The organism is Shewanella marina JCM 15074, assembly GCF_000614975.1.
Taxonomy (GTDB): domain Bacteria; phylum Pseudomonadota; class Gammaproteobacteria; order Enterobacterales; family Shewanellaceae; genus Shewanella; species Shewanella marina.
Genome location: NZ_BALM01000012.1, coordinates 117974 through 140111, shown reverse-complemented (window position 1 = coordinate 140111; position 22138 = coordinate 117974). Strand labels below are relative to the sequence as shown.

General features: G+C 41.2%; 14 protein-coding genes and 3 pseudogenes. 9 read left to right on the top strand and 8 right to left on the bottom strand.

What is annotated here, in order from left to right:
• Positions 1 to 268: 268 nt before the first annotated feature.
• From ilvA to ilvC, 5 genes and pseudogenes are all read right to left on the bottom strand, one after another.
• Positions 269 to 1804: a threonine ammonia-lyase, biosynthetic gene (ilvA, locus tag JCM15074_RS21865; RefSeq protein WP_037469604.1), complete on the bottom strand. Its 1536-nt coding sequence runs from the start codon at positions 1802 to 1804 to the stop codon at positions 269 to 271.
• Between the two features lies 1 nt (position 1805).
• The gene (ilvD, locus tag JCM15074_RS11065; RefSeq protein WP_025821264.1) at positions 1806 to 3656 is read right to left on the bottom strand and encodes a dihydroxy-acid dehydratase; all 1851 of its coding nucleotides are present in this window, start codon (positions 3654 to 3656) and stop codon (positions 1806 to 1808) included.
• 54 nt (positions 3657 to 3710) lie between these two features.
• A complete protein-coding gene (gene ilvM / locus JCM15074_RS21860) occupies positions 3711 to 3935 on the bottom strand; it encodes an acetolactate synthase 2 small subunit (RefSeq protein ID WP_037469603.1) in 225 nt (74 codons plus the stop codon).
• A pseudogene (ilvG, locus tag JCM15074_RS21855) lies at positions 3932 to 5604 on the bottom strand (acetolactate synthase 2 catalytic subunit). Before ilvG ends, ilvM begins: the two are co-directional and overlap by 4 nt.
• Positions 5605 to 5907: 303 nt before the next feature.
• Positions 5908 to 7386, bottom strand: coding sequence for a ketol-acid reductoisomerase (gene ilvC, locus JCM15074_RS11050; RefSeq protein WP_025821263.1), 1479 nt, complete (start codon positions 7384 to 7386; stop codon positions 5908 to 5910).
• Between the two features lie 135 nt (positions 7387 to 7521).
• On the opposite strand from ilvC, the gene ilvY reads away from it, so the two are divergent.
• Positions 7522 to 8391 carry an HTH-type transcriptional activator IlvY gene (gene ilvY, locus JCM15074_RS11045; protein WP_025821262.1) on the top strand — a complete coding sequence of 290 codons (870 nt, stop codon included), beginning with the start codon at positions 7522 to 7524 and terminating at the stop codon, positions 8389 to 8391.
• A gap of 31 nt (positions 8392 to 8422) precedes the next feature.
• Here ilvY and paeA read toward each other — a convergent pair.
• Positions 8423 to 9746, bottom strand: a pseudogene (gene paeA / locus JCM15074_RS25250) (polyamine export protein PaeA).
• A 325-nt stretch (positions 9747 to 10071) separates the two neighbouring features.
• Between paeA and JCM15074_RS11035 the strand changes: the two are divergent.
• The 7 genes and pseudogenes from JCM15074_RS11035 (at position 10072) to JCM15074_RS21845 (ending at position 18122) form a co-directional block, all read left to right on the top strand.
• Positions 10072 to 11598, top strand: coding sequence for a YifB family Mg chelatase-like AAA ATPase (locus JCM15074_RS11035; RefSeq protein WP_025821261.1), 1527 nt, complete (start codon positions 10072 to 10074; stop codon positions 11596 to 11598).
• Between the two features lie 155 nt (positions 11599 to 11753).
• Positions 11754 to 12659: a 1-acylglycerol-3-phosphate O-acyltransferase, YihG family gene (gene yihG, locus JCM15074_RS11030; RefSeq protein WP_025821260.1), complete on the top strand. Its 906-nt coding sequence runs from the start codon at positions 11754 to 11756 to the stop codon at positions 12657 to 12659.
• A gap of 6 nt (positions 12660 to 12665) precedes the next feature.
• Positions 12666 to 13592, top strand: a complete 927-nt coding sequence (gene yihG, locus JCM15074_RS11025) for a 1-acylglycerol-3-phosphate O-acyltransferase, YihG family (RefSeq protein WP_025821259.1) — start codon at positions 12666 to 12668, stop codon at positions 13590 to 13592.
• Positions 13593 to 13845: 253 nt separating this feature from the next.
• Positions 13846 to 14550: a GntR family transcriptional regulator gene (locus tag JCM15074_RS11020; RefSeq protein WP_025821258.1), complete on the top strand. Its 705-nt coding sequence runs from the start codon at positions 13846 to 13848 to the stop codon at positions 14548 to 14550.
• Positions 14551 to 14561: 11 nt separating this feature from the next.
• Positions 14562 to 15440, top strand: a complete 879-nt coding sequence (prpB, locus tag JCM15074_RS11015) for a methylisocitrate lyase (RefSeq protein WP_025821257.1) — start codon at positions 14562 to 14564, stop codon at positions 15438 to 15440.
• Positions 15441 to 15528: 88 nt separating this feature from the next.
• Positions 15529 to 16653 carry a bifunctional 2-methylcitrate synthase/citrate synthase gene (gene prpC, locus JCM15074_RS11010; RefSeq protein WP_025821256.1) on the top strand — a complete coding sequence of 375 codons (1125 nt, stop codon included), beginning with the start codon at positions 15529 to 15531 and terminating at the stop codon, positions 16651 to 16653.
• A gap of 24 nt (positions 16654 to 16677) precedes the next feature.
• Positions 16678 to 18122 (top strand): annotated as a pseudogene (locus JCM15074_RS21845) (bifunctional 2-methylcitrate dehydratase/aconitate hydratase).
• 74 nt (positions 18123 to 18196) lie between these two features.
• Here the strand turns inward: JCM15074_RS21845 and JCM15074_RS11000 are convergent.
• Positions 18197 to 19297 carry a branched-chain amino acid aminotransferase gene (locus tag JCM15074_RS11000; protein WP_025821255.1) on the bottom strand — a complete coding sequence of 367 codons (1101 nt, stop codon included), beginning with the start codon at positions 19295 to 19297 and terminating at the stop codon, positions 18197 to 18199.
• A gap of 615 nt (positions 19298 to 19912) precedes the next feature.
• On the opposite strand from JCM15074_RS11000, the gene JCM15074_RS10995 reads away from it, so the two are divergent.
• A complete protein-coding gene (locus tag JCM15074_RS10995; RefSeq protein ID WP_025821254.1) occupies positions 19913 to 21031 on the top strand; it encodes a putative porin in 1119 nt (372 codons plus the stop codon).
• A 134-nt stretch (positions 21032 to 21165) separates the two neighbouring features.
• Here JCM15074_RS10995 and JCM15074_RS10990 read toward each other — a convergent pair whose 3' ends face one another.
• Positions 21166 to 22131 carry a hypothetical protein gene (locus JCM15074_RS10990; protein ID WP_025821253.1) on the bottom strand — a complete coding sequence of 322 codons (966 nt, stop codon included), beginning with the start codon at positions 22129 to 22131 and terminating at the stop codon, positions 21166 to 21168.
• Between the last annotated feature and the right edge of the window lie 7 nt (positions 22132 to 22138).

Below are 22138 nucleotides of genomic sequence, written 5' to 3'. Positions count from 1 at the left end.
AGTCGCCGTCAACACTTAATTTTCGCATTATGTTTGAGTGATGATTTATCAATCAAACTACGCTTCAGTGAGTAACCGCTTACACTCTACAAACTTGCCTTACAGCGCAGTTTGCCGTGTCAGTGGGGTCGCATTATAGGGGCTAACTCAGATAGCGCAAGCGCTTTTTAACAAAAACTGGCAATTATTTTTTACACTCAGCTTAACCACTTATTAACCACAAGTTATCCACAGAATTCGTCATATTTTGTATTAAAATCAATCAACTCTATGATTGTAAAAATAATTGGTAAGCCCGACTTTGAGTTTCTTCATGATAAACAAAGCCCAATTGATCAAATAAGCGATGTAATTGTTCATCATCCTCGGCTTTTACTTCAAAACCCACTAAGACTTTGCCATAAGCCGCGCCATGATTTCGATAATGAAACAAACTAATATTCCAACGGCTTTTTAACGTCATTAAGAATTGTAATAATGCGCCTGGATGTTCTGGAAATTCAAAACTAAATATACGCTCATTAATCACTGTTGAAGGTTTACCTCCTACCATATAGCGTACATGCAATTTTGCCGTTTCATCATGAGACAGATCTTCCACATCAAAATCAGCATCTATTAGTGTTTGCGTTAGTTGCTTTACATCATCAATGCCATTAACTCGAATACCAGCAAATACCACAGCTTGCTGCCGCCCACTAAAGCGATAATTGAATTCAGTAATACCTTTACTACCAAGCAACTGACTAAAACGTAAGAAGCTACCTGGCTGCTCAGGAATTTTAACCGCCAGTACAGCTTCTTTTTGTTCGCCTAGCTCACAGCGCTCTGACATATAACGTAAACTATGAAAATTGACATTAGCACCACTTAATATCGCTGCTAATTTTTCATTATCGGCATGAGCCGATCTATTCTTCTTTAAGCCTGCTAACGCTAATGCTCCTGATGGCTCAGCAATTGCTCGCGTATCTTCGAAGATATCTTTCACTGCCGTGCATATTTCATCAGAACTAACAGTGATCACATCATCTATATATAGCTGCGCCACTTTAAAGGTTTTCTCACCAATCCGTTTTACCGCAACACCATCGGCAAACAAACCTACCTGAGCTAAGTCAACTGGATGACCCGCGGCTATCGCAGCTTTTAAACAAGCCGAGTCTTCCGGTTCAACTGCAATAATTTTAACATGTGGCATGACGGCCTTATAGTAAGCGGCCACTCCAGCGGCCAACCCTCCGCCACCGACAGGAACGTAGATTGCATCAAGGTCTTGCTGTTGTTGTAGTAACTCTTGCGCAATAGTACCTTGCCCAGCTATAACATCTTCATCATCAAAAGGAGCAATGTATACACGGCCATATTCTTCTGCTTGTTGCTTAGCATAATGGTTTGCTTCATCAAACGATTGACCAATTAACTTAACCTCGGCACCAAAACGTCTCACGGCATCGACTTTTATCTCTGGTGTGGTTACAGGCATTACGATAAGGGCATTTATTCCGAGTTTATTTGCAGAGAGTGCAACACCTTGTGCATGATTTCCTGCGGAAGCACATACTACGCCACATGCTCTTTGTTCCGCACTTAAATTCACTATCCTATTGTAGGCACCACGTAGTTTAAACGAGTGTACTGGTTGTAAATCTTCACGCTTTAATAAAATTTGGCTATTTAATCGAGCTGACAGTTTTTTTAGCGGCGTTAAAGGCGTCACTTTAGCCACTTGATAAACATTAGCCAATAACGTCTTCTGTAAATAGTAATGCGCAAGTGAAAGCTGTGCGAGTGATACTGACATGCTAGTCTCCCAATAATGCTTTATTACGAACAGCACCTTTATCTGCGCTCGTCGCTAACATCGCATAAGCTTTCAATGCGACAGAAACATGACGTTCTCGGTTAACTGGACGCCATGCTTGTTTGCCCTTGTTTTGCATCGTTTGTCGGCGTTGCGCAAGTGTTTGCTCACTCACGTTTAGTTCAATGATTCGATTTGGAATATCAATTGCGATAGTGTCACCATCTTCAATTAAGGCAATGGTGCCACCGGATGCTGCTTCTGGTGAGATATGGCCAATTGATAGACCTGAGGTTCCCCCCGAAAAACGACCATCGGTAATTAATGCACACTTGGTTCCTAGCCCTTTGGATTTTAAATAACTGGTGGGATACAGCATTTCTTGCATACCTGGCCCACCTTTAGGGCCTTCGTAGCGAATGACCACCACATCGCCCTCAATAATATCTCCCGCCAAAATTGCAGTAACGGCATCATCTTGGCTTTCATACACTTTGGCACGACCAGTAAAAACTAAATTGGACGGATCAACACCTGCGGTTTTAACAATGCAACCTTGTGGTGCAAGATTACCACTTAATACGGCCAAGCCACCTTCTTGACTGAATGCATACTCTTTACTGCGAATACAACCTTGCTGCCGATCGATATCAACGCTATCCCAGCGGCAATCTTGACTAAATGCTTGTGTAGTTGGAATACCCGCAGGTCCTGCAGCATAGAATTGATGAACTTGTTCATCTTGGGTTTGGATTAAATCAAATCGGCTCAGTACATCAGCAAGATTTTTGCCTGCGACATGATTAACACGGGTATCAAGTAAGTTAGCACGCGCTAACTCACCTAATATAGCCATTACGCCACCAGCTCGATGTACATCTTCCATATGATACTTAGGCGTTGCGGGTGCGACTTTACATAAATGTGGGACTTGTCGCGATAATCGATCAATATCGCTCATATCGAAATCGACTTCAGCTTCTTGCGCCGCAGCCAATAGGTGTAGCACTGTGTTACTCGATCCCCCCATAGCTATATCAAGCACCATGGCATTTTCAAATGCTTGTCTAGTGGCGATATTACGCGGTAATGCAGTAACGTCATCATCAAAATAATATCGTTTAGCAAGTGCCATCACTTGCCTGCCCGCTTCTAAAAACAGTTCACGTCTATCAGCATGAGTTGCAAGTAATGACCCATTCCCTGGTAGCGATAACCCTAGCGCTTCTGTTAAACAGTTCATTGAATTAGCCGTAAACATACCCGAACATGAGCCACACGTCGGACAAGCACTTCGTTCAATCTGTTCACTGTCTGCATCGGAAATTCGCTCATCGGCAGCGGCAACCATAGCATCGACCAAATCTAGCTTAATCAGCTTATCAGAAAGCTTAGTCTTACCCGCTTCCATTGGTCCACCGGACACAAATACCACTGGGATATTTAGTCTTAATGCAGCCATCAACATACCCGGAGTAATTTTATCGCAATTAGAAATACAGACTAAAGCATCGGCGCAGTGAGCACTCACCATATACTCCACACTATCGGCTATCAATTCTCGCGACGGCAAGCTATACAACATACCGCTATGGCCCATGGCAATACCATCATCAACTGCAATGGTATTAAACTCTTTTGCAATTCCACCCACCTCTTCAATTGCAGATGCAACTAAGGCGCCCATATCTTTTAAATGCACATGACCCGGAACAAACTGGGTAAAGGAATTAGCAATCGCAATAATAGGCTTACCAAAATCTTGGTCTTTCACACCTGTAGCACGCCATAATGCTCGTGCGCCAGCCATATTACGGCCTTGAGTACTGGTAGCTGATCGTAGTTTTGCCATGTTATTCATCCTTAATCTTGCAATAATTACCGCACTATTTATAAACTCATATACTTATAAAACCTGACACGTTTTCACATCGATCAACTTAGTTAATTGGTTAACCAATAATGGTACTGCTCGCTCACTTTGTACGACCATATTAAGTAATGTATCTCGACTGGCTTGCTGTTCAACATTCATGGTTGCTACGGTAAAACCACGATGACGCACCACCCGTAATACACGCTCAAGCACTTCAGGAGATGAATTTAAGATCAGTTCTATTTGATGTTTCATGTTTGCTTCTCCATTTCATCCATCATTTCGCTATTTGAAGCACCGGGAGGTACCAATGGCCATACATTAACGTGATCATTAATCTGCACATGTAATAGGTAAGCCCCTGTCGCATTTAGTAAATCATCAAGACCTGACTCTACGTCTTGTGCTTGGCTGATGGTACGGCCGGGAATGCTAAAGGCACTGGCTAGCGTGACAAAGTCAGGGTTATCAGACAGATCGGTTTCACTGTAACGTTGCTCAAAAAAGAGTTGCTGCCACTGTTTAACCATGCCTAGTTTTTGATTGTCTATCAGTAGAATTTTTACGGGAAGCTGTCGACGTTTTATAGTAGCAAGCTCTTGTACATTCATCATAAAAGAACCATCACCAGAGACAGTAACCACTAACGAATCTGGCCTTGCCATTTGCGCACCAATTGCTGCTGGCAGCCCAAATCCCATAGTGCCTAAACCTGCACTGGAAAGGTGATCTTCTGGCTGCCGAAACCACATATGTTGTGCGACCCACATTTGATGCTGACCAACATCACAACACACCACACTATCTTCAGGTAATTTATCGGCTAATCGCCTTAACATGGTTGGCGCATAAATCAGCTCGCCTGCATGCTGATACTGCTGTCGATATTGTTCCTTTAAACTCTCGATATATTGCTGCCATGATGTTATTTCTAACGGCTGTGCTAACGCAGGTAAAACTTGGCATAAATCAGCAGCAATCGATACATGAGGCTGACGCAACTTACCTAATTCAGCCTGATCAATATCCAGATGAATCACCCGTGCGTTTTCAGCAAAACTGGCTAAGCGCCCAGTGACCCGGTCATCAAACCTAGCCCCTACAGCAATAAGTAAATCGCACTCTTGCACCGCTATATTAGCGGCTTTACCACCATGCATACCTAACATGCCTAAGTAATGGGGATCATTAGGTGCAACACTACCAATTCCTTTTAATGTCACCACAGATGGAATACCGGTGACCGCCATAAACTCACGTAACTGCGCCACTGCTCCAGCCATGCCAACACCACCACCGATATACAGCATGGGTTTATTGGCTAGTTTAAGTAATTGCATGGCATCGGCTAACATTGCATCATCAGGCGTTGTTTCAGCTACACTGGTGGTCATAGGCACTTTATACGTTAATGCGGCCAACTGAATGTCTTTCGGTATATCAACTAAAACTGGGCCGGGGCGACCAGAAGAGGCAATGACAAAGGTTGATAAAGGGTCGGAATTAACTGTTCAATATCTGTCACCATAAAGCTGTGTTTGGTGCAGCTAAGTGACATACCTAACACATCCATCTCTTGGAATGCATCGGTACCAATAACGGCACTAGAAACCTGCCCCGTAATCGCAACGATTGGGACGGAGTCCAACATCGCATCAGCCAATGCGGTAATTAGATTCGTTGCCCCAGGACCTGATGTTGCAAAGCAAACACCTGTTTTCCCTGTTGAGCGAGCATAACCGACTGCTGCAAAACCTGCTCCTTGCTCATGTCGACTGAGTAAATGCTCCATTTCACTATCATACAAGGCATCATAAATTGGCATAATGGCACCACCAGGATAACCAAAAACACTTGTTACACCATGCGCACTTAATACTTTAATAACTGCATCTGCGCCTCTTATTTGTTGTGCTTGAACCATAATGCCTACCTACTTCAGTTGCTTTGTGATTGCCGTAAAATAAAAAAACCCTCGTTCTTTGCAGAGCGAGGGTTAGGTTTCAATATTGCGATTACATTAGTTGTGTCGCCATACACTTAGCCCCCACGGTGATTTAATAATCACCAAGGTAATAATCTCAATAATGAGTTGACGGCAAAGTGTTAACATAAACTCGTAGAATCCTTATACAATATCGATAATATTTAATTATTGTTAGTGTCGTATTTAGAAGTAACATATCGACTACGTTTTAGGCAACTATAAAAATCAATTATTTTACAATTACGATGCGGCTATCTGTTGCATTTGTGTCATATAGCCTCGAAGCTTTGCTCCAACAAGCTCTACCTTGGTATGACGAATAGCATCATTGACCTCAATCAAGCGTTGGTTATCGACGCCATTACCTAATTGTTCACAACCTTGACCGAGTAACGTTGCTGGTAACTGATTAACAAAATCACGTAGTAGTGGTAGTGCAGCATGATTAAATAGATAACAGCCATACTCGGCAGTATCAGAGATAACAACGTTCATTTCATAAAGGCGTTTACGAGCTATCGTATTGGCAATTAATGGTGTTTCATGTAACGACTCATAATAGGCAGACTCTTCAATAATGCCTGCGGCAACCATGGTATCAAATGCTAATTCAACGCCTGCTTTAATCATTGCGACAATAAATATACATTGATCAAAATAGGTTTGCTCTGCAATGACCTCGTCACTGTAGGGGGCATTTTCAAAAGGCGTTTGGTTAGTCTGCTCACGCCAAGTCAGCAGATTAATATCATCATTAGCCCAGTCCTGCATCATCACTCGCGAAAATTCGCCACTGATAATGTCATCCATATGTTTTTCAAATAATGGCGCAAGTATTACTTTAAGTTGTTCAGATAGCTCAAACGCTTTAATTTTGGCTGGATTAGATAATCTATCCATCATATTGGTAATACCACCGTGTTTTAATGCTTCGGTGATAGTTTCAGTGCCTTGCTGAATAAGTTTTGCGGCATAACCTGCTTCAACACCATCAGCAACCAGTTTGTCATACCCCAATATCGCCCCTGTCTGTAACATGCCACATAAAATAGTTTGCTCGCCCATTAAATCGGACTTTACCTCTGCAATAAATGAAGAATGCAACACGCCAGCACGGTCACCACCAGTAGCACTCGCGTAGGCTTTCGCAATGTCAAAGCCATCACCATTTGGATCGTTTTCAGGATGAACGGCAATCAGTGTTGGCACCCCAAAACCACGCTTATATTCTTCTCGCACTTCAGTACCCGGACACTTAGGAGCAACCATAATAACCGTGATATCGGATCTGACTTGCATGCCTTCTTCTACAATATTAAACCCATGGGAATATGACAGCGTTGCACCCTGCTTCATCAACGGCATCACTGTATTAACTACATTAGTATGCTGTTTGTCAGGCGTTAGATTCAGCACTAAATCAGCGGCTGGGATTAATTGTTCAAAACTACCAACACTAAAGCCATTCGCTGTCGCTCTTTGCCATGAGTCACGCTTTTCATCAATCGCTTGTTGGCGTAATGCAAAAGCTATATTCAGTCCGGAGTCACGCATATTAAGACCTTGATTAAGTCCCTGCGCACCACAACCTAAAATGACAATATTCCAATCTTTCAGATAATCGCAGCCTTGGCTAAACTCACTTGCCTGCATAAAACGACACTGGCCTAATTGCGCTAACTGCTGTCGTAATGGTAACGAATTAAAATAATTTGCCATGCTGTTCTACCCCTCTAAATTGCAATTCCGCCATAAGCATTAACAAAACTATAACCTAGCTTTTAAATTGCTTAAAATGATATATTCGACATATAACGTTGCGTAAAACGCAACAAACTAAAGTGATGGCAAAATATGGATATACGCACGTTAGAACTCTACTTACACCTCTGTGACAGTCTGCATTTTGGTCAAACAGCGCAGCAAATGCATGTCAGTCCATCCACGTTGAGCCGCGCTTTATTTAGGTTAGAACAAGAGGTCGGATCGCAGTTATTACAACGTGATAACCGCCATGTCAGCCTCACTTCGGCAGGTAAAAACTATCGTCAATTTGCACAACAAACCTTAACGAACTGGCACCAATTAAAACAACAGCTCGACAATAGCCAACAACTCAGCGGTAGCTTGCATCTGTTCTGTTCGGTCACCGCAGCTTATAGTCACTTACCTCATCTGCTGGATAAATTTAGACATCATCACCCTTTAGTTGAAATTAGCTTAACCACAGGTGATGCGGCCTATGCTGCAGATAGCGTTAAACAGCAACAAGCAGATATTGCCATTGCGGCATTGGATGATAAATTCCCGCAGCAACTGCATTTTACTCAAATTGATAACGTCGCAATGCAAATTATTGCGCCACGAGTACACTGTGTCAGCCAGCAGTTAGTGGAGAAAAACAGTATTGATTGGCAATCTTTGCCCTTTATTTTGCCAGAGCGGGGATTAGGTCGAACAAGAGCCAAACAGTGGTTTCAAGCACTTGATATTAAGCCAAATATTTATGCCAATGTTGCTGGACATGAAGCGATCGTATCTATGGTTGCCTTGGGATGTGGTATTGCCATTAGTCCTGATGCAGTTATTAACAACAGTCCAGTAAAAGAGAGGGTACAAGTCATCGATTCTCCAATCAGCATCGCCCCGTTTGAGTTAGGTTGTTGCTGTAAGAAGAACCGATTAAATGAAGCGGTAATTAATGCCTTTTTCGCGTTACTATAAATAAAAAAGCGCCTTACGGCGCTTCCTCATATTATTGTTCTAACTGCTGTTCGACCGGGATTAACGGTTTTTCTTTCAATTTAGTTACCAGTAATTGATCGACCTTATAGGCATCAATATCAACCACTTCAAACTTGTAACCTGCAAATTTAACGAAGTCGCAGCGCTTTGGAATTTTACGTAGCATAAACATCATAAAACCGGCAATGGTTTCATAATTTTGATTATGCGGAAATTCATCAATATCAAAAGCACGCATCACGTCAGTAATAGGTGTAACACCATCAACCAACCATGAGTCTTCATCTCTTGCGATAATCTGCTCTTCGCTTTCATGGATAACCCATGCGCCCATCACTGCACTTTGCAGATCGTCAACGGTCACAATACCCAATACCAAGGCATACTCATTCATGACTACCGCAAAATCAGCACGGTTATTCTTAAAGTATTCCATCGATTCTGATAGATTCAAAGTATCAGGTAAAATTGGACAAGCACGCACCAACGTCATATCCGTTAAGCTAATCTCTTCACCATTTATAACTCGGATCAGCAACTGTTTGGCGTCGATATAACCTTTAATATTATCTAAGTTTTCATCACATACTAAAAACTTGGTATGAGGAGTTTCTGCAACCTTACGCTTAACATCTTCATCGCTATCAGTTAGCAAGAAATAGACGAGATTTTCACGTGGTGTCATCGCTGAAGTAATACAGACTGTTTGCATTTCAAACACGCTTTCCATCATCTCATGCTCGCCTTGATGTAACACACCTGCAGCAGCACCAGCATCCATAATGGCGTAAATATCTTCAGAAGTAATGGCGTCATTACGTACTGTAGGAATACGCAGTACTTTAATGATGAAATTAGCCAACATATTAAAGAACCAAACAAATGGCTTTAAGATGGTAATACAGAACATGATTGGCACAACAAAGGTTGTCGCAATACGTTCAGGCATAATCATAGCAATACGTTTTGGAATTAAGTCAGCCAATAAAATAAATAAGCTGGTTACCATAACAAACGATAGTGTAAAGCTAGTTTGTACTAACCAATCATCAGGATTACGCCCTCTAATATTGATCTAAAGAATGGTGTAAATGCAGATTCACCCACAATACCACCCATGATGCTACACCGTTTAGACCGATTTGTACAATGGTAAAAAAGTTACCTGGAGACTCTTGTAGTTGCAGTACTTTTAGAGCCCGATGATCACCGTCGTCTGCTTGCTGGCGCAATTTAATTTTTCTTGATGCTGCTAATGCAATCTCAGACATAGAGAAAAAACAACTTGTGCCGATCAAACATAATATGATCATGATGTTTTCGACGAAATTCATTTGTCACCTTAGACGTTACACAGAAATAATCTATTAAAACTGCATGCCTTAAGCCAACACGCGAGCGGGAGTATTATAAAAATCTGACGCGAGCTAGTGGCTAGTTGCATTCGTATATTCGAACGATAAGAATGCAACTACTAGCACAACCAAAAGTAGGATGGCATTAAGACAATCTTACCTATTATACCTCTTTGTAGACAATTTATACTGAATTTTTTATTAAGATTAATTTTACTACAGCTTTCAAGTCCCCTATTTCATATTTTACTCTGCTAAACTTTTATTTAGCTTAAAAAATAAACTTATGTAAAGTGAGGCTTAAATGGCGATAGCAGCAGTCACAACAAGGGCATGCAATGGTGTAGATGCACCGATAGTTAGCGTCGAGGTTCACTTAAGCAAAGGATTACCTTCATTCAACTTAGTTGGCTTACCAGAAACATCAGTAAAAGAAGCCAAAGAACGAGTCCGCAGCGCCTTAATAAATGCAGGCTTTGAATTCCCCATGTGCCGTATTACCGTCAACCTTGCTCCTGCAGATTTACCAAAACAAGGGGGACGTTACGATTTACCCATTGCCGTAGGTATTTTAGCGGCCTCAAACCAAATTCCATTAGCATCAATTCAGCAATATGAATTTACCGGAGAGCTGGCATTATCAGGTCATATCCGCCCCTGCCAAGCAATTTTGCCTGCCATCATCAGTGCACGACAACAAAACCAAGCGATTGTTATCCCACTTGATAATCGCCCGCAGGCAGAATTAGTCGGATTTGATAAGGTATTTTTAGCCAACCACTTACAACAATTAGCAGCACATTTGCACGGTCAGCAATCACTTCCAGAAATAAGCCAAGGGCTTACGTGGGTAACGGTTGAAGATGAACCCAATACTGTCTGCCTAAGTGACATCATCGGCCAATATCAGGCCAAACAAGCACTAGAAATAGCTGCTGCTGGCAACCATAATTTGTTATTGATCGGTCCGCCAGGTACAGGCAAAACTATGCTGGCAAGTCGTATTATCGATCTATTACCCAAAATGGATTATGACGAAGCCCTTGAGGTTGCCGCCTTATATTCAGTCTCAGGCCAAGAAGTCCCATTAAAAGATTTCTATCGCCGCCCTTTTCGCAGTCCACACCATACGAGTTCGGCAATTTCACTGGTCGGAGGCGGCAGTATTCCCAAACCAGGAGAAATATCATTAGCCCATAAAGGAGTGTTATTTTTAGATGAGATAGCAGAGTTTCCAAGAAAGGTACTCGATTGCCTACGAGAACCGATGGAAACAGGCGAAGTCGTGATATCAAGAGCCGCCGCTAAACTTACTTTTGCTAGTAACTTCCAATTAATTGCCGCAATGAATCCTAGCCCCTGCGGCTCGGCTGACGCGAATAGCCGTAGCAGCCCAGATCAAATTCTTCGTTATTTATCTAAATTATCAGGGCCATTTTTAGACCGATTTGATCTCACCATAGATGTACCAAGATTACCCAGTGGAAGTTTAAGTAATACCGCTCACCAAGCCACGGAAACCAGTGCTCAAGTGGCCACTAGAGTACAAGCCGCCATTGATAGACAATTAAGCCGCCAAGGACATTTAAATAGTCAATTGTCAGGCAAACAGCTACAACAACATAGCGGTTTTAAACAGGTCGATATCCAGTTTCTAGAAAACAGCGTCGAAAAATTAGGGTTATCAATTCGAAGTTTCCACCGCATCCAACGAGTAGCAAGAACGATTGCGGATTTACAAGATTCATCCCAAGTCACTCGTCCCCATATTGCGCAAGCTTTAGGTTATCGAGCGATGGATAAACTCTTGAAACAGCTACAACAATATTAACCAACAAAAGATGCAACACTAACCACAACAAATCACAACATAGTCAGCAAAAATATGGCTAAAATAACTTATTAGTAATTAATATCTCAGCCTTTACATTGAGCGACAAGCCAACACCGAGTAACATAAACGACCAAATTTTTTCGGAGACATAGATGGGCCAGTTGTTAACACTGATCAAAGGTTGTATTGCATTCAGCTTAATCGTAATAAACACTTTGCTTTGGGTCACACCCGTATTTATTTTCGGTTTACTTAAATTATTACCGATAAAAATATGGCGTAAGCTTTGTACTCATTTGCTACATTTTTTTGCTAGCGCTTGGATCACAGGCAATGACATTATTGCCAGTATTCTGCATCCGACCAATGTGATTATTGAAGGTGATATCCCATCAGATATTAACGATTGGTATATGGTCATCGCTAACCATCAGTCGTGGGTTGATATCTTAATTTTGCAGCGTATTTTTAACCGCAATATTCCCTTCCTCAAATTCTTTTTAAAACAAGAGTTAATTTACGTACCAGTAATGGGACTGGCATGGTGGGCACTCGACTTTCCTTTTATGCGTCGCTATAGCGCAGCAAAAATTAAAAAGAACCCAAAATTGAAAGGGAAAGATATTGAAATAACCCGCAAAGCTTGTCAGAAATTTAAGTCAAAGCCTGTAAGCGTTATGAACTTTGTTGAAGGCACACGCTTCACCCAAGCCAAACATAGCAAACAACAGTCTCAATTTAAGCATTTACTCAAGCCTAAAGCGGGAGGAATGGCTTTTGCCTTATCAGCATTAGGGGAGAACATTAATAAATTAGTTGATGTAACCATCTATTACCCTGAAAAAACACCGAGTTACTGGCAATTTATAAGTGGCCAAGTAAAACAGGTTAACGTACATGTCAAAGTCTCTGACATTGGTGACGATATGAAAGGTGATTACCTGTCTAATAGAGAGTTTAAACAGCACTTTCAACATCAATTAAATGATATTTGGCAGCAAAAAGACGCACAGCTTGAAAAATATCATCAACAATATGCAAAGCAAGCAAAGGAATAGTGGTTAATGCTTAGTTTTCTTCCCGGCTCGTTTTTATATGCTATTAGCCTAACCTTATTAATCATCAATACATTAGTTTGGGGCTCACTGATCTGCGTTGGTGGCATAGTTAAAATCTTTATTCCAATAGCCTCATTACGCTCAGCAATCACAGGGATAATGAATCGCTTTATGTGGGCATGGGCAAGCTGTAATGGTGGGATTTTATGGCTAATTGCAGATATAGAGTGGGATATAGAAGGACTCGATCACCTACATAAACAAGGCTGGTATTTACTGATTAGTAATCACCTGAGTGGTTTTGATATTGCGGCACAAACCTATATTTTACGTAACCATATCCCAATGCTTAAATTCTTTCTCAAAAAAGAATTGCTCTATGTGCCAATTATGGGATTAGGCTGCTGGGCACTCGATATGCCCTTTATGAACCGAACAAGCCCTGAAAAACTTCGTAAAAATCCAAAATTGAAAGGTAAAGATTTACAAACGACTCGGCGATCATGTGAGAAATTTAAGACCATTCCAACATCCATTATTAACTATGTGGAAGGCAGTCGTTTTACCATCGATAAACAGGCCAGACAAAACTCACCATATCGCTATTTACTCAAACCTAAAGCAGGCGGGATAGCCTTTGCCTTATCAGCAATGGGCGAGCAATTTGATGCATTACTTAACTTAACCATTGTCTACCCTGATGCGCCAAAGGATGTTTTATCAGGCGTGATGCATGGCAAGGTCAATAAAGTCATTATTCGAATTGAGGCATTACCAGTACCACAAGTTGATAGTAATCAATATTTTAGTGATGGCCAATACCGCGCTAGCTTTCAGCGCAATCTCAATGATATTTGGCAACAAAAAGATGATTTAATACATCAACTACTTGAGCAACATAATGCAACAACAAATGTTTATAACAAACATTAGTTAACTCACCATTCCCTCTCAAAAATGCGCTTTTAGCGCATTTTTCATTTCATATAATTGTTAACAATCACAAGTGTTACGTTATCTTTCCAGATTTCAGCAATATAATTAAGATCAACAAATACAGTTAATAAATCAGATAGATAAATCGATAATTGATTTAATTCGATTTAAAGTTCGCTCAAGGGATTGTTGACAATATGTTAAACAAACCCTAACCTGACTAATAAATAATCAGGCAACTAATAGCGCTATGTCTCTTTCGCAACAGACTCATCAACAACAAACTGAAAGCCACCTCACCTTGGCAGATAAGGTATTGGTACAACTTCAAAATAGTATTATTAAAGGTGAAATAGCCGCTGGCAGTAAAATTAACGAACAAGCAATTGCCAAGCAATTTGGCATCAGCCGCGGTCCGGCAAGAGAAGCATTACACACATTAGAGCGGCAACTACTGATTATTCGTGCTCCCCATGTGGGTGCTCGTATTGCAAGACTGACCGTAAATGAACTGAATGAGCTATATGCGCTACGCAGTACATTAGAAAGCATGGCTTGCGAACTTGCTGCAATCCATATTAGCGCTCAACAATTACAGCAATTAGCCACCCTCATTCAATACCAACAACACGCCTTACAAAATGATGACTTCGATTTTCAGCAGCAAGGTGATATCGATTTCCACTATCAAATCATCCATGCCAGCGGCAATCAGCATCTACGACGGACGTTAATTGATGGTTTGTATCACCTATTACGCATGTACCGATACCAATGTTCTAGCGGTATCAAACCGACTCAAGCTATTGCTGAGCATCAACAAATTTATACCGCCATTGCCAATGCAGATGGAGAACTAGCAGGGCTATTAATGCGGCGACACATTGAACGTGGCCGCCAGAAAGCCGTACTGCGCCTACAGCAGATAGAACCATTTACCTCAGCACAGTTATAAGGAATATATTTATGAACCACAGTGCCGGATATGCATTTAGACAAGCAGTAAAACAACATCATCCACTACAAATAATGGGCACGACCAATGCCTATTTTGCATTGATGGCTGAACAAGCTGGTTTTCAAGCACTTTATCTCTCAGGCGCTGGCGTTGCCAACGCTTCATATGGATTACCCGATTTAGGCATGACCTCAATGAGTGATGTTCTTATTGATGCAAGCCGTATTACCTCCGCTAGCAAGTTACCCTTACTTGTCGATATAGATACAGGCTGGGGCGGTGCATTCAATATTGCCCGTACCATCAAAGAGTTTGAAAAAGCCGGTGTAGCAGCGGTGCACATTGAAGATCAAGTAGCTCAAAAACGTTGTGGTCATCGCCCCAATAAAGCCATTGTTAGCAGTGCAGAAATGGTCGATAGAATTAAAGCCGCAGTGGATGCTCGTACTGACGAAAACTTTGTCATTATGGCTCGTACAGATGCAGTCGCTGGTGAAGGATTACAAGCAGGCATCGATAGGGCTAATGCTTATATTGCAGCAGGAGCCGATATGATTTTCGCAGAAGCCCTCACTGAATTACCACAATACGAACAGTTTAAAGCGCAGGTTAACGCCCCGATTCTCGCCAATATGACTGAGTTTGGCAAAACCGAACTATTTAATAAACAACAGCTTGCTGATGTTGGTGTTGATATGGTGCTGTATCCACTCAGCAGTTTTAGAGCAGCTAACCAAGCTGCATTAAGAGTGATGAATGCCATTATTCAAAGCGGCCATCAGCGCGATGTACTGCCCATAATGCAAAGCCGTGATGAGCTATATCAAACACTGGGTTATCACGATTTTGAGCAAAAACTAGATCAACTATTCGAGCAAGATAAATAAGCTTTATAGCCGTGTCAGTAAAGGATGACGCCTTGTAGTTACTGATTGCTTGTGACTAAGCAGCGAACAACAAAATAAGGGAATAACAATGGTAGATAAAACATTAGCGGGTGCAGGACTCAGAGGGCAAAGTGCAGGAACTACAGCACTTTGTACCGTTGGCGTTTCTGGCTCAGGTCTCACCTATCGAGGCTACGATATTGAAGACCTAAGTAACAATGCAACTTTTGAAGAAGTGGCTTATCTTATTTTTTATGGCGAGCTTCCTAATCAACAACAACTTATCGATTACCGCCAATTATTAAAATCGATGCGTGATTTACCACAAGCACTTAAAGAAGTATTAGAGCGTATACCTGCTAATGCTCATCCAATGGATGTGATGCGTACAGGTTGTTCAATGCTCGGTAATTTAGAACCTGAACAAGACTTTAATCAACAACAGCTGATCAGTAATCGTTTACTTGCCGCCTTCCCATCTATTATCTGTTATTGGTATCGCTTTAGTCATCATGGTGTACGTATCAATACCGTTACCGATGACGAGCAAATAGGCGCACACTTCCTGCATCTATTACATGGTAAAAAGCCTTCAGCATTACACACAAAAGTGATGGATGTGTCGTTAATTCTCTACGCTGAACATGAATTTAATGCCTCAACCTTCACTGCCAGAGTTTGTGCATCCACCCTATCGGATATGCATTCTTGTATTACAGGTGCAATTGGCTCGCTACGTGGTCCATTGCATGGCGGTGCCAATGAAGCAGCAATGGCATTAATTGAGCCTCTAGCTGATGAACAACACGCAGAGCAAACCATCATGAATATGCTTGCGCGTAAAGACAAGATTATGGGCTTTGGTCATGCCATTTATAGCGAGTCAGATCCACGTAATGCCATCATCAAAAAATGGTCAAAAGAGTTAGCAGGTGAATATGGTGATGACCGTTTATATCGCGTATCGGAAGTCTGTGAAGCCGTCATGTGGCGCGAGAAAAAACTATTTTGTAATGCTGATTTCTTCCATGCCAGTGCCTATCACTTTATGGGGATTCCGACCCATCTATTTACCCCGATATTTGTCTGTTCAAGAGTAACAGGCTGGGCTGCGCATGTGATGGAACAGCGCGCCAATAATCGAATTATCCGTCCAAGTGCCGATTATATCGGTGAATCACCACGTGCAGTTATGCCAATAGCACAACGATAAACATTAACAGTAAAAGGAAGCACTATGTCAGCCAATGTTGAAACCAATGTCCGTCCCGATCCAGATCAGGTCTTAGTGGATATTGCTAATTATGTTTGTGACTATCAAATAACCAGTAATGAAGCCTATCAAACTGCGCGTAATTGCCTTATCGATACCTTAGGCTGTGGTTTATTAGCACTACGTTTTCCTGAATGTACTAAACATTTAGGTCCCATTGTACCGGGTACAGTCGTACCACATGGCGTGCGCGTACCGGGCACGCAATTACTACTTGATCCCGTCAAAGCAGCGTGGGATATCGGCGCACTTATCCGTTGGCTTGATTACAACGATACATGGCTTGCAGCTGAATGGGGCCATCCATCAGACAACTTAGGGGGGATTTTGGCTGTTGCAGACTACCTCTCGCAAAAGAATATTAGCGAAGGTAAAGCCCCTTTAACCATGAAAGATGTGCTTACCTACATGATTAAAGCCCATGAAATTCAAGGTGTATTGGCGTTAGAAAATAGCTACAACCGCGTCGGTTTAGATCATGTGGTACTGGTTAAAGTCGCTTCTACTGCAGTTATCACACATATGCTTGGCGGCACAAAAGAGCAAGTTATTGATGCGGTTTCACAGGCATGGTTGATGGTCAGTCATTACGTACCTATCGCCATGCGCCCAATGCCGGTTCGCGTAAATCGTGGGCTGCAGGTGATGCTACATCACGTGCGGTGCGTTTAGCCATGATCACAATGACAGGTGAAATGGGCTACCCAGGAGTGTTATCAGCGCCGGGTTGGGGGTTTTATGATGTGCTATTTAAAGGCAGAGAATTTGAATTCACTCAGCCTTATGAAAGCTATGTAATGGAAAATATTCTGTTCAAAATATCTTACCCAGCAGAGTTTCATGCACAAACCGCAGTAGAGTGTGCTTACAAGTTACATCAACAAGTTAAACATCGCTTAGATGATATTGATAAAATTGTGCTGACCACCCATGAGTCCGCGATCCGAATCATCTCCAAGCAAGGTCAATTAAATAACCCTGCCGATCGAGATCACTGCCTACAGTATATGGTCGCAGTCCCATTGGTATTTGGCCATTTAATTGCAGAACACTATGAAGATGGCGTGGCTGCTGACCCGCGCATTGATGCATTACGAGAAAAAATGCATGTGGAAGAAGATAAACGTTATAGCCAAGACTATCTTGATGCAGATAAACGCTCTATTGCCAATGCCATCCAAATCTTCTTTAAAGATGGTACCAGCACAGACAAGATTGAAGTTGAATATCCAGTGGGTCATCGCCGTCGCCGTGAAGAAGGTATCCCATTACTTGAACAGAAGTTTAAAAATAACTTAGCAACGCGCTTCCCTGCTAAGCAAAGTACAACCATATTTGAACTATGCCAAGATCAACAACAGTTAGAGAAACTCCCAGTATCTGAGTTTATGTCACTGTTTTATATCTAAACGTTAGATAATAACAATACAAAAAAGCGGTGATAACCGAGTTATCACCGCTACGAATTCAACCAATCAAATCACTATTTTGAAATGGTTTCATGCCGCTCAACTTTAGTCATCCAACCATCAGGCCCAGCTAACTTGCCCTGCTGAATATCAGTTAAGACTTTATACATGCGTTTAGTGTATTGCCCCACTTCACCATCGCCAACAGTCACAATACGACCATCTTCAAAAATATAACTGCCAACGGGAGAAACCACCGCAGCCGTACCAAAGCCACCAGCCTCAATAATCTCACCCGCTTCAATATCGGCAATAAACTGATCAAGCATGACCGTTTCTTGTACGACGTTTAAGCCCAAGATGTCACCTAGATCTAAAATTGAACGTGATGTGATTGATTTTAAAATCGTATCCGTGAATGTAGGAATGACCACGGTGCCATCTTTACGAACATGGAAATGATTCATTGCCCCAACTTCTTCAATTTGGGTATTAGTTGAATCCAGATAAAGTACCTGAGCAGCGCCATGTTCAGCAGCAGCCTTACCGGCACGTAAAGATGCAGCGTAGTTACCCGCTGCTTTTGACTCACCCGTACCACCAGATACTGCACGGTGATATTTCTTTGTAATCAGCAAACGAATGGTCTTATCGAAACTATCACCATAATAAGCCCCACTAGGACTTAGCATCACACAGAAGGTATAACTCTTACTTGGCGATACCGACAACTTATCTTCGGTCGCAAAAATAAAAGGCCGAATATAAAGACATGCACCTTGCTGCTGCGGGAACCATAAACGATCAACATCAATAAGTGCGCGTATGCCTGCAAGTTGCCACTTCGGATCAATTTCGGGAATACAAACAATCTCAGCAGAGCGATTTAAACGAGCTGCATTTTGATCAATACGGAAAGTGTAAATCTCACCATCATCATGCAAAAAAGCTTTAGCGCCTTCAAAAATAGACTGCCCGTAATGCAAGGTCATATTACCGGGGAAAATTTCAAATGGTCCATATGGCACGATACGAGGGTCTTGCCATTGGCCATCACGGTAGTCCATTAAAAACATATGATCAGTTCTTAGCAAACCGAAACCAACATTTGACTCAGGAATAAAAGGTTCTGTACGGCGCTGCTCTAAGGGTTTTAATTGATATTCTATTTGCATTATTTTTCGCCTTAATTATTTAAGAATCAGACTATTAATCGGCCACACTAAAGTCAAGACAAAAACCCAAACAAGCCTAAGTAAACAAGGCAACTAAAAATGACAATATCGACTTATAATTAGATCCCTTAAACCTCTTTTTAATCTTATTTTAAGATCGAGTTAAAAGTTCAATTGAAAAGTTAATGATGTGACACAATTCAAATGAGTGATCTAGTTCACATTAGCAATCACGCAAGTAATTAAATTCAATCTAATTCGATTACTTTTTGATACATCTTGATACATCAGTGTTAAATATGATCTTTCTTATTGAGCTGTCACTAATAAATGCAATAATAAGGCAAATAAAAACAACCATTCAGTTTACATTTAGCCAAAACCAAACCCGCCAATTTAACATTTAAATAAATCATATATGTGACACTGTTCACACTTGAGTTAATAACATAATCAAGTTCGCAACTTCTCAAACAATTACGCTGCATTTCGATAAAAACCCCATAGAATCTGAGCCACGGAATGGTGATATATCGCCGACCAAACGATTAACTCGCTTAATACTTACAACATAAGCCTTACGAACTCATCAGATCCAAGGCACAGGTAATTAAAATGTCTAATAAAAAGTTCTTGTTATCTCTAGTTGCTTCAGCAATCACCTTAACGGGTTTCAGTGCACAAGCTGCAACAGAAGAAGATGGTTTTAAATTTGGTGGTTCGGTTCGTGGTAACTATGCTTATAACGAATTCAACAAAGACAGCGAAAACAAATACGGTGATTTCCGTTTTGACGTAGCAACAATCAATATCTCTGGTAAAAAAGATGATTTTGGTATCGCTGCAGAATACCGTTTCAAATCAGGCGTTGACTTCATTAAGTACGGTTACGGCTTCTATGACGTAAACGACCATATGCAAGTACAAGTGGGTCTAACTCAGGTACCATTTGGTAACCCAGGTATGATTTCTAACTCATGGTGGTCAAGCATTGGTTACTACATGGGCTTTGAAGACCATTTCGACATGGGTGCTAAGTTCGTTTACGCTCGTAACGGTTGGAACACAGACATCGCATTCTTCAAAGGTTCTGAATACTCTCCTACAGAGAAGAAGAGCTACTCTGCTAACGTATTTACTGGTGAAGTAAACGGTACTGAGTACAGCAACGAAGAAACTAACCAGTTTAACATTCGTCAAACTTATACAATCAACTACGAAAATGGCCGCACTATCCTAGGTGGCTCGGTTCAAGGTGGTCAGTTATACGATAGCGTAACGAAGAAAGACGGTGACCGTTTTGCTTACGCACTACACTTAGACTCAACTTACAACGGTTGGGGCGTACAAGCTCAGGCAATGCATTACGAGTTCAATGCTAACCAGCCTCGTGACACTATTGCACTAGCAGCTGGCGGTAGCGCATACGAAATCGCAAGTGAAGCACAGCTTTACATTGTTAACGTATACAAGACTATCCCTACTTCATTTGGTTTCGTTAAGATCTACAACGACTTTAACTTATTAACACCAGAAGAAGCACAGTTCTCTGATACATACCAGAACGCAACAGGTGTTGCAGTTTCAGCTGGTCCAATCTTCGCTCAAGCTGACTTCGTTCTAGGTAAGAACTCTTGGACTAACGGCCGTGGCCCTGGTATTGGTCTAGCACCAACTACAGAGCAAAACCATTGGGACAAGACTTTCAACATCAACGTAGGTTACTACTTCTAATCTATTAAATTAAGATGTTGAATGATTAAGGGCGCATTAAGCGCCCTTTTTGTTATTAGCTGCATTATGATTTTATTGCCTATCAACGTTGTGCAGCTAATAGCACATATAATCAAAAACGATCAGCTCATACCTTAAGATTCATCTTCAAAAATATTAATCGACTTGCCATAAACCGGATCTTGTTCTTGCAGTTGTTGAATTTCAGCTAACTTAGCAAGATACTCGTCATCACTCATATTGCGCCAATAAAAAGGATCTCTTGGATGCTTAGCATCATAAGCAGCAGTGGTTGGGTCAAGTTCTCTAACAGCCTCAAGAATTAAGATATCTGGCATAGGTTTACTGACATCCATATAGCGCTGCAACATATTCCATAATCGCCCATATTCACCCACCATCTCATTAGCACCAAGCATTGAGCTTAAGGGCACTCCCACTGAATAATTATGGTAGCGATGGACTAAGGTCAGCACGTAATTTAAATGACCTTGGTGACTGGGGGAAGATAACAACACACAATCAAACTCTATAAATGGATGACTAAAACGCACCTTATTGCGGCCTTTATATAAAGTCACCATGCCAGTTTGTCGATTCAATTCGAATATTTTTTTGGATTCTCTAAAAAATGAAAATAAGAATTTATTATTTAATTGAACTAACTTCCAATGACCTATGATTAACGAGCATGGAAAAATAAAATATATAAAACAGTCTTTTACAACAGAAAATAGCTCTTCATAATCTAAAGTATCACTACTAAAAATAACTGGTATGGCTAATAAAACAATAACAATAGGAGTAGCAAAATATAAAACAACTTTAGATAAAGCTACAAGCCATAAGTAAATTTTCATTTTATAATTAACATCTTCAATACATAAAAACTCATGATTCCAATAATCAATTTTATCTACATTCTGTTCTTCTAATAAGCTTGGTGTTAACGCTTTTATGCTATTAATTGAAATAAACTTATTCGTATCTGAAAAAGAAAATGGTATCCCCTTCGTCATTAGCTTTCTTAATAAACTCGACTCATCTTTATGCGCCTGCTTTTGAAAATTCTGGCTGTTATAAGCTGTCGGTTGATACATGATTAAG

Excerpts from the sequence above, each read along its gene's own strand:
- ilvA (WP_037469604.1), bottom strand. The coding sequence starts at position 1,804 with ATGTCAGTATCACTCGCACAGCTTTCACTTGCGCATTACTATTTACAG.
- ilvD (WP_025821264.1), bottom strand. The coding sequence starts at position 3,656 with ATGGCAAAACTACGATCAGCTACCAGTACTCAAGGCCGTAATATGGCT.
- ilvM (WP_037469603.1), bottom strand. The coding sequence starts at position 3,935 with ATGAAACATCAAATAGAACTGATCTTAAATTCATCTCCTGAAGTGCTT.
- ilvC (WP_025821263.1), bottom strand. The coding sequence starts at position 7,386 with ATGGCAAATTATTTTAATTCGTTACCATTACGACAGCAGTTAGCGCAA.
- ilvY (WP_025821262.1), top strand. The coding sequence starts at position 7,522 with ATGGATATACGCACGTTAGAACTCTACTTACACCTCTGTGACAGTCTG.
- JCM15074_RS11035 (WP_025821261.1), top strand. The coding sequence starts at position 10,072 with ATGGCGATAGCAGCAGTCACAACAAGGGCATGCAATGGTGTAGATGCA.
- yihG (WP_025821260.1), top strand. The coding sequence starts at position 11,754 with ATGGGCCAGTTGTTAACACTGATCAAAGGTTGTATTGCATTCAGCTTA.
- yihG (WP_025821259.1), top strand. The coding sequence starts at position 12,666 with ATGCTTAGTTTTCTTCCCGGCTCGTTTTTATATGCTATTAGCCTAACC.
- JCM15074_RS11020 (WP_025821258.1), top strand. The coding sequence starts at position 13,846 with ATGTCTCTTTCGCAACAGACTCATCAACAACAAACTGAAAGCCACCTC.
- prpB (WP_025821257.1), top strand. The coding sequence starts at position 14,562 with ATGAACCACAGTGCCGGATATGCATTTAGACAAGCAGTAAAACAACAT.
- prpC (WP_025821256.1), top strand. The coding sequence starts at position 15,529 with ATGGTAGATAAAACATTAGCGGGTGCAGGACTCAGAGGGCAAAGTGCA.
- JCM15074_RS11000 (WP_025821255.1), bottom strand. The coding sequence starts at position 19,297 with ATGCAAATAGAATATCAATTAAAACCCTTAGAGCAGCGCCGTACAGAA.
- JCM15074_RS10995 (WP_025821254.1), top strand. The coding sequence starts at position 19,913 with ATGTCTAATAAAAAGTTCTTGTTATCTCTAGTTGCTTCAGCAATCACC.
- JCM15074_RS10990 (WP_025821253.1), bottom strand. The coding sequence starts at position 22,131 with ATGTATCAACCGACAGCTTATAACAGCCAGAATTTTCAAAAGCAGGCG.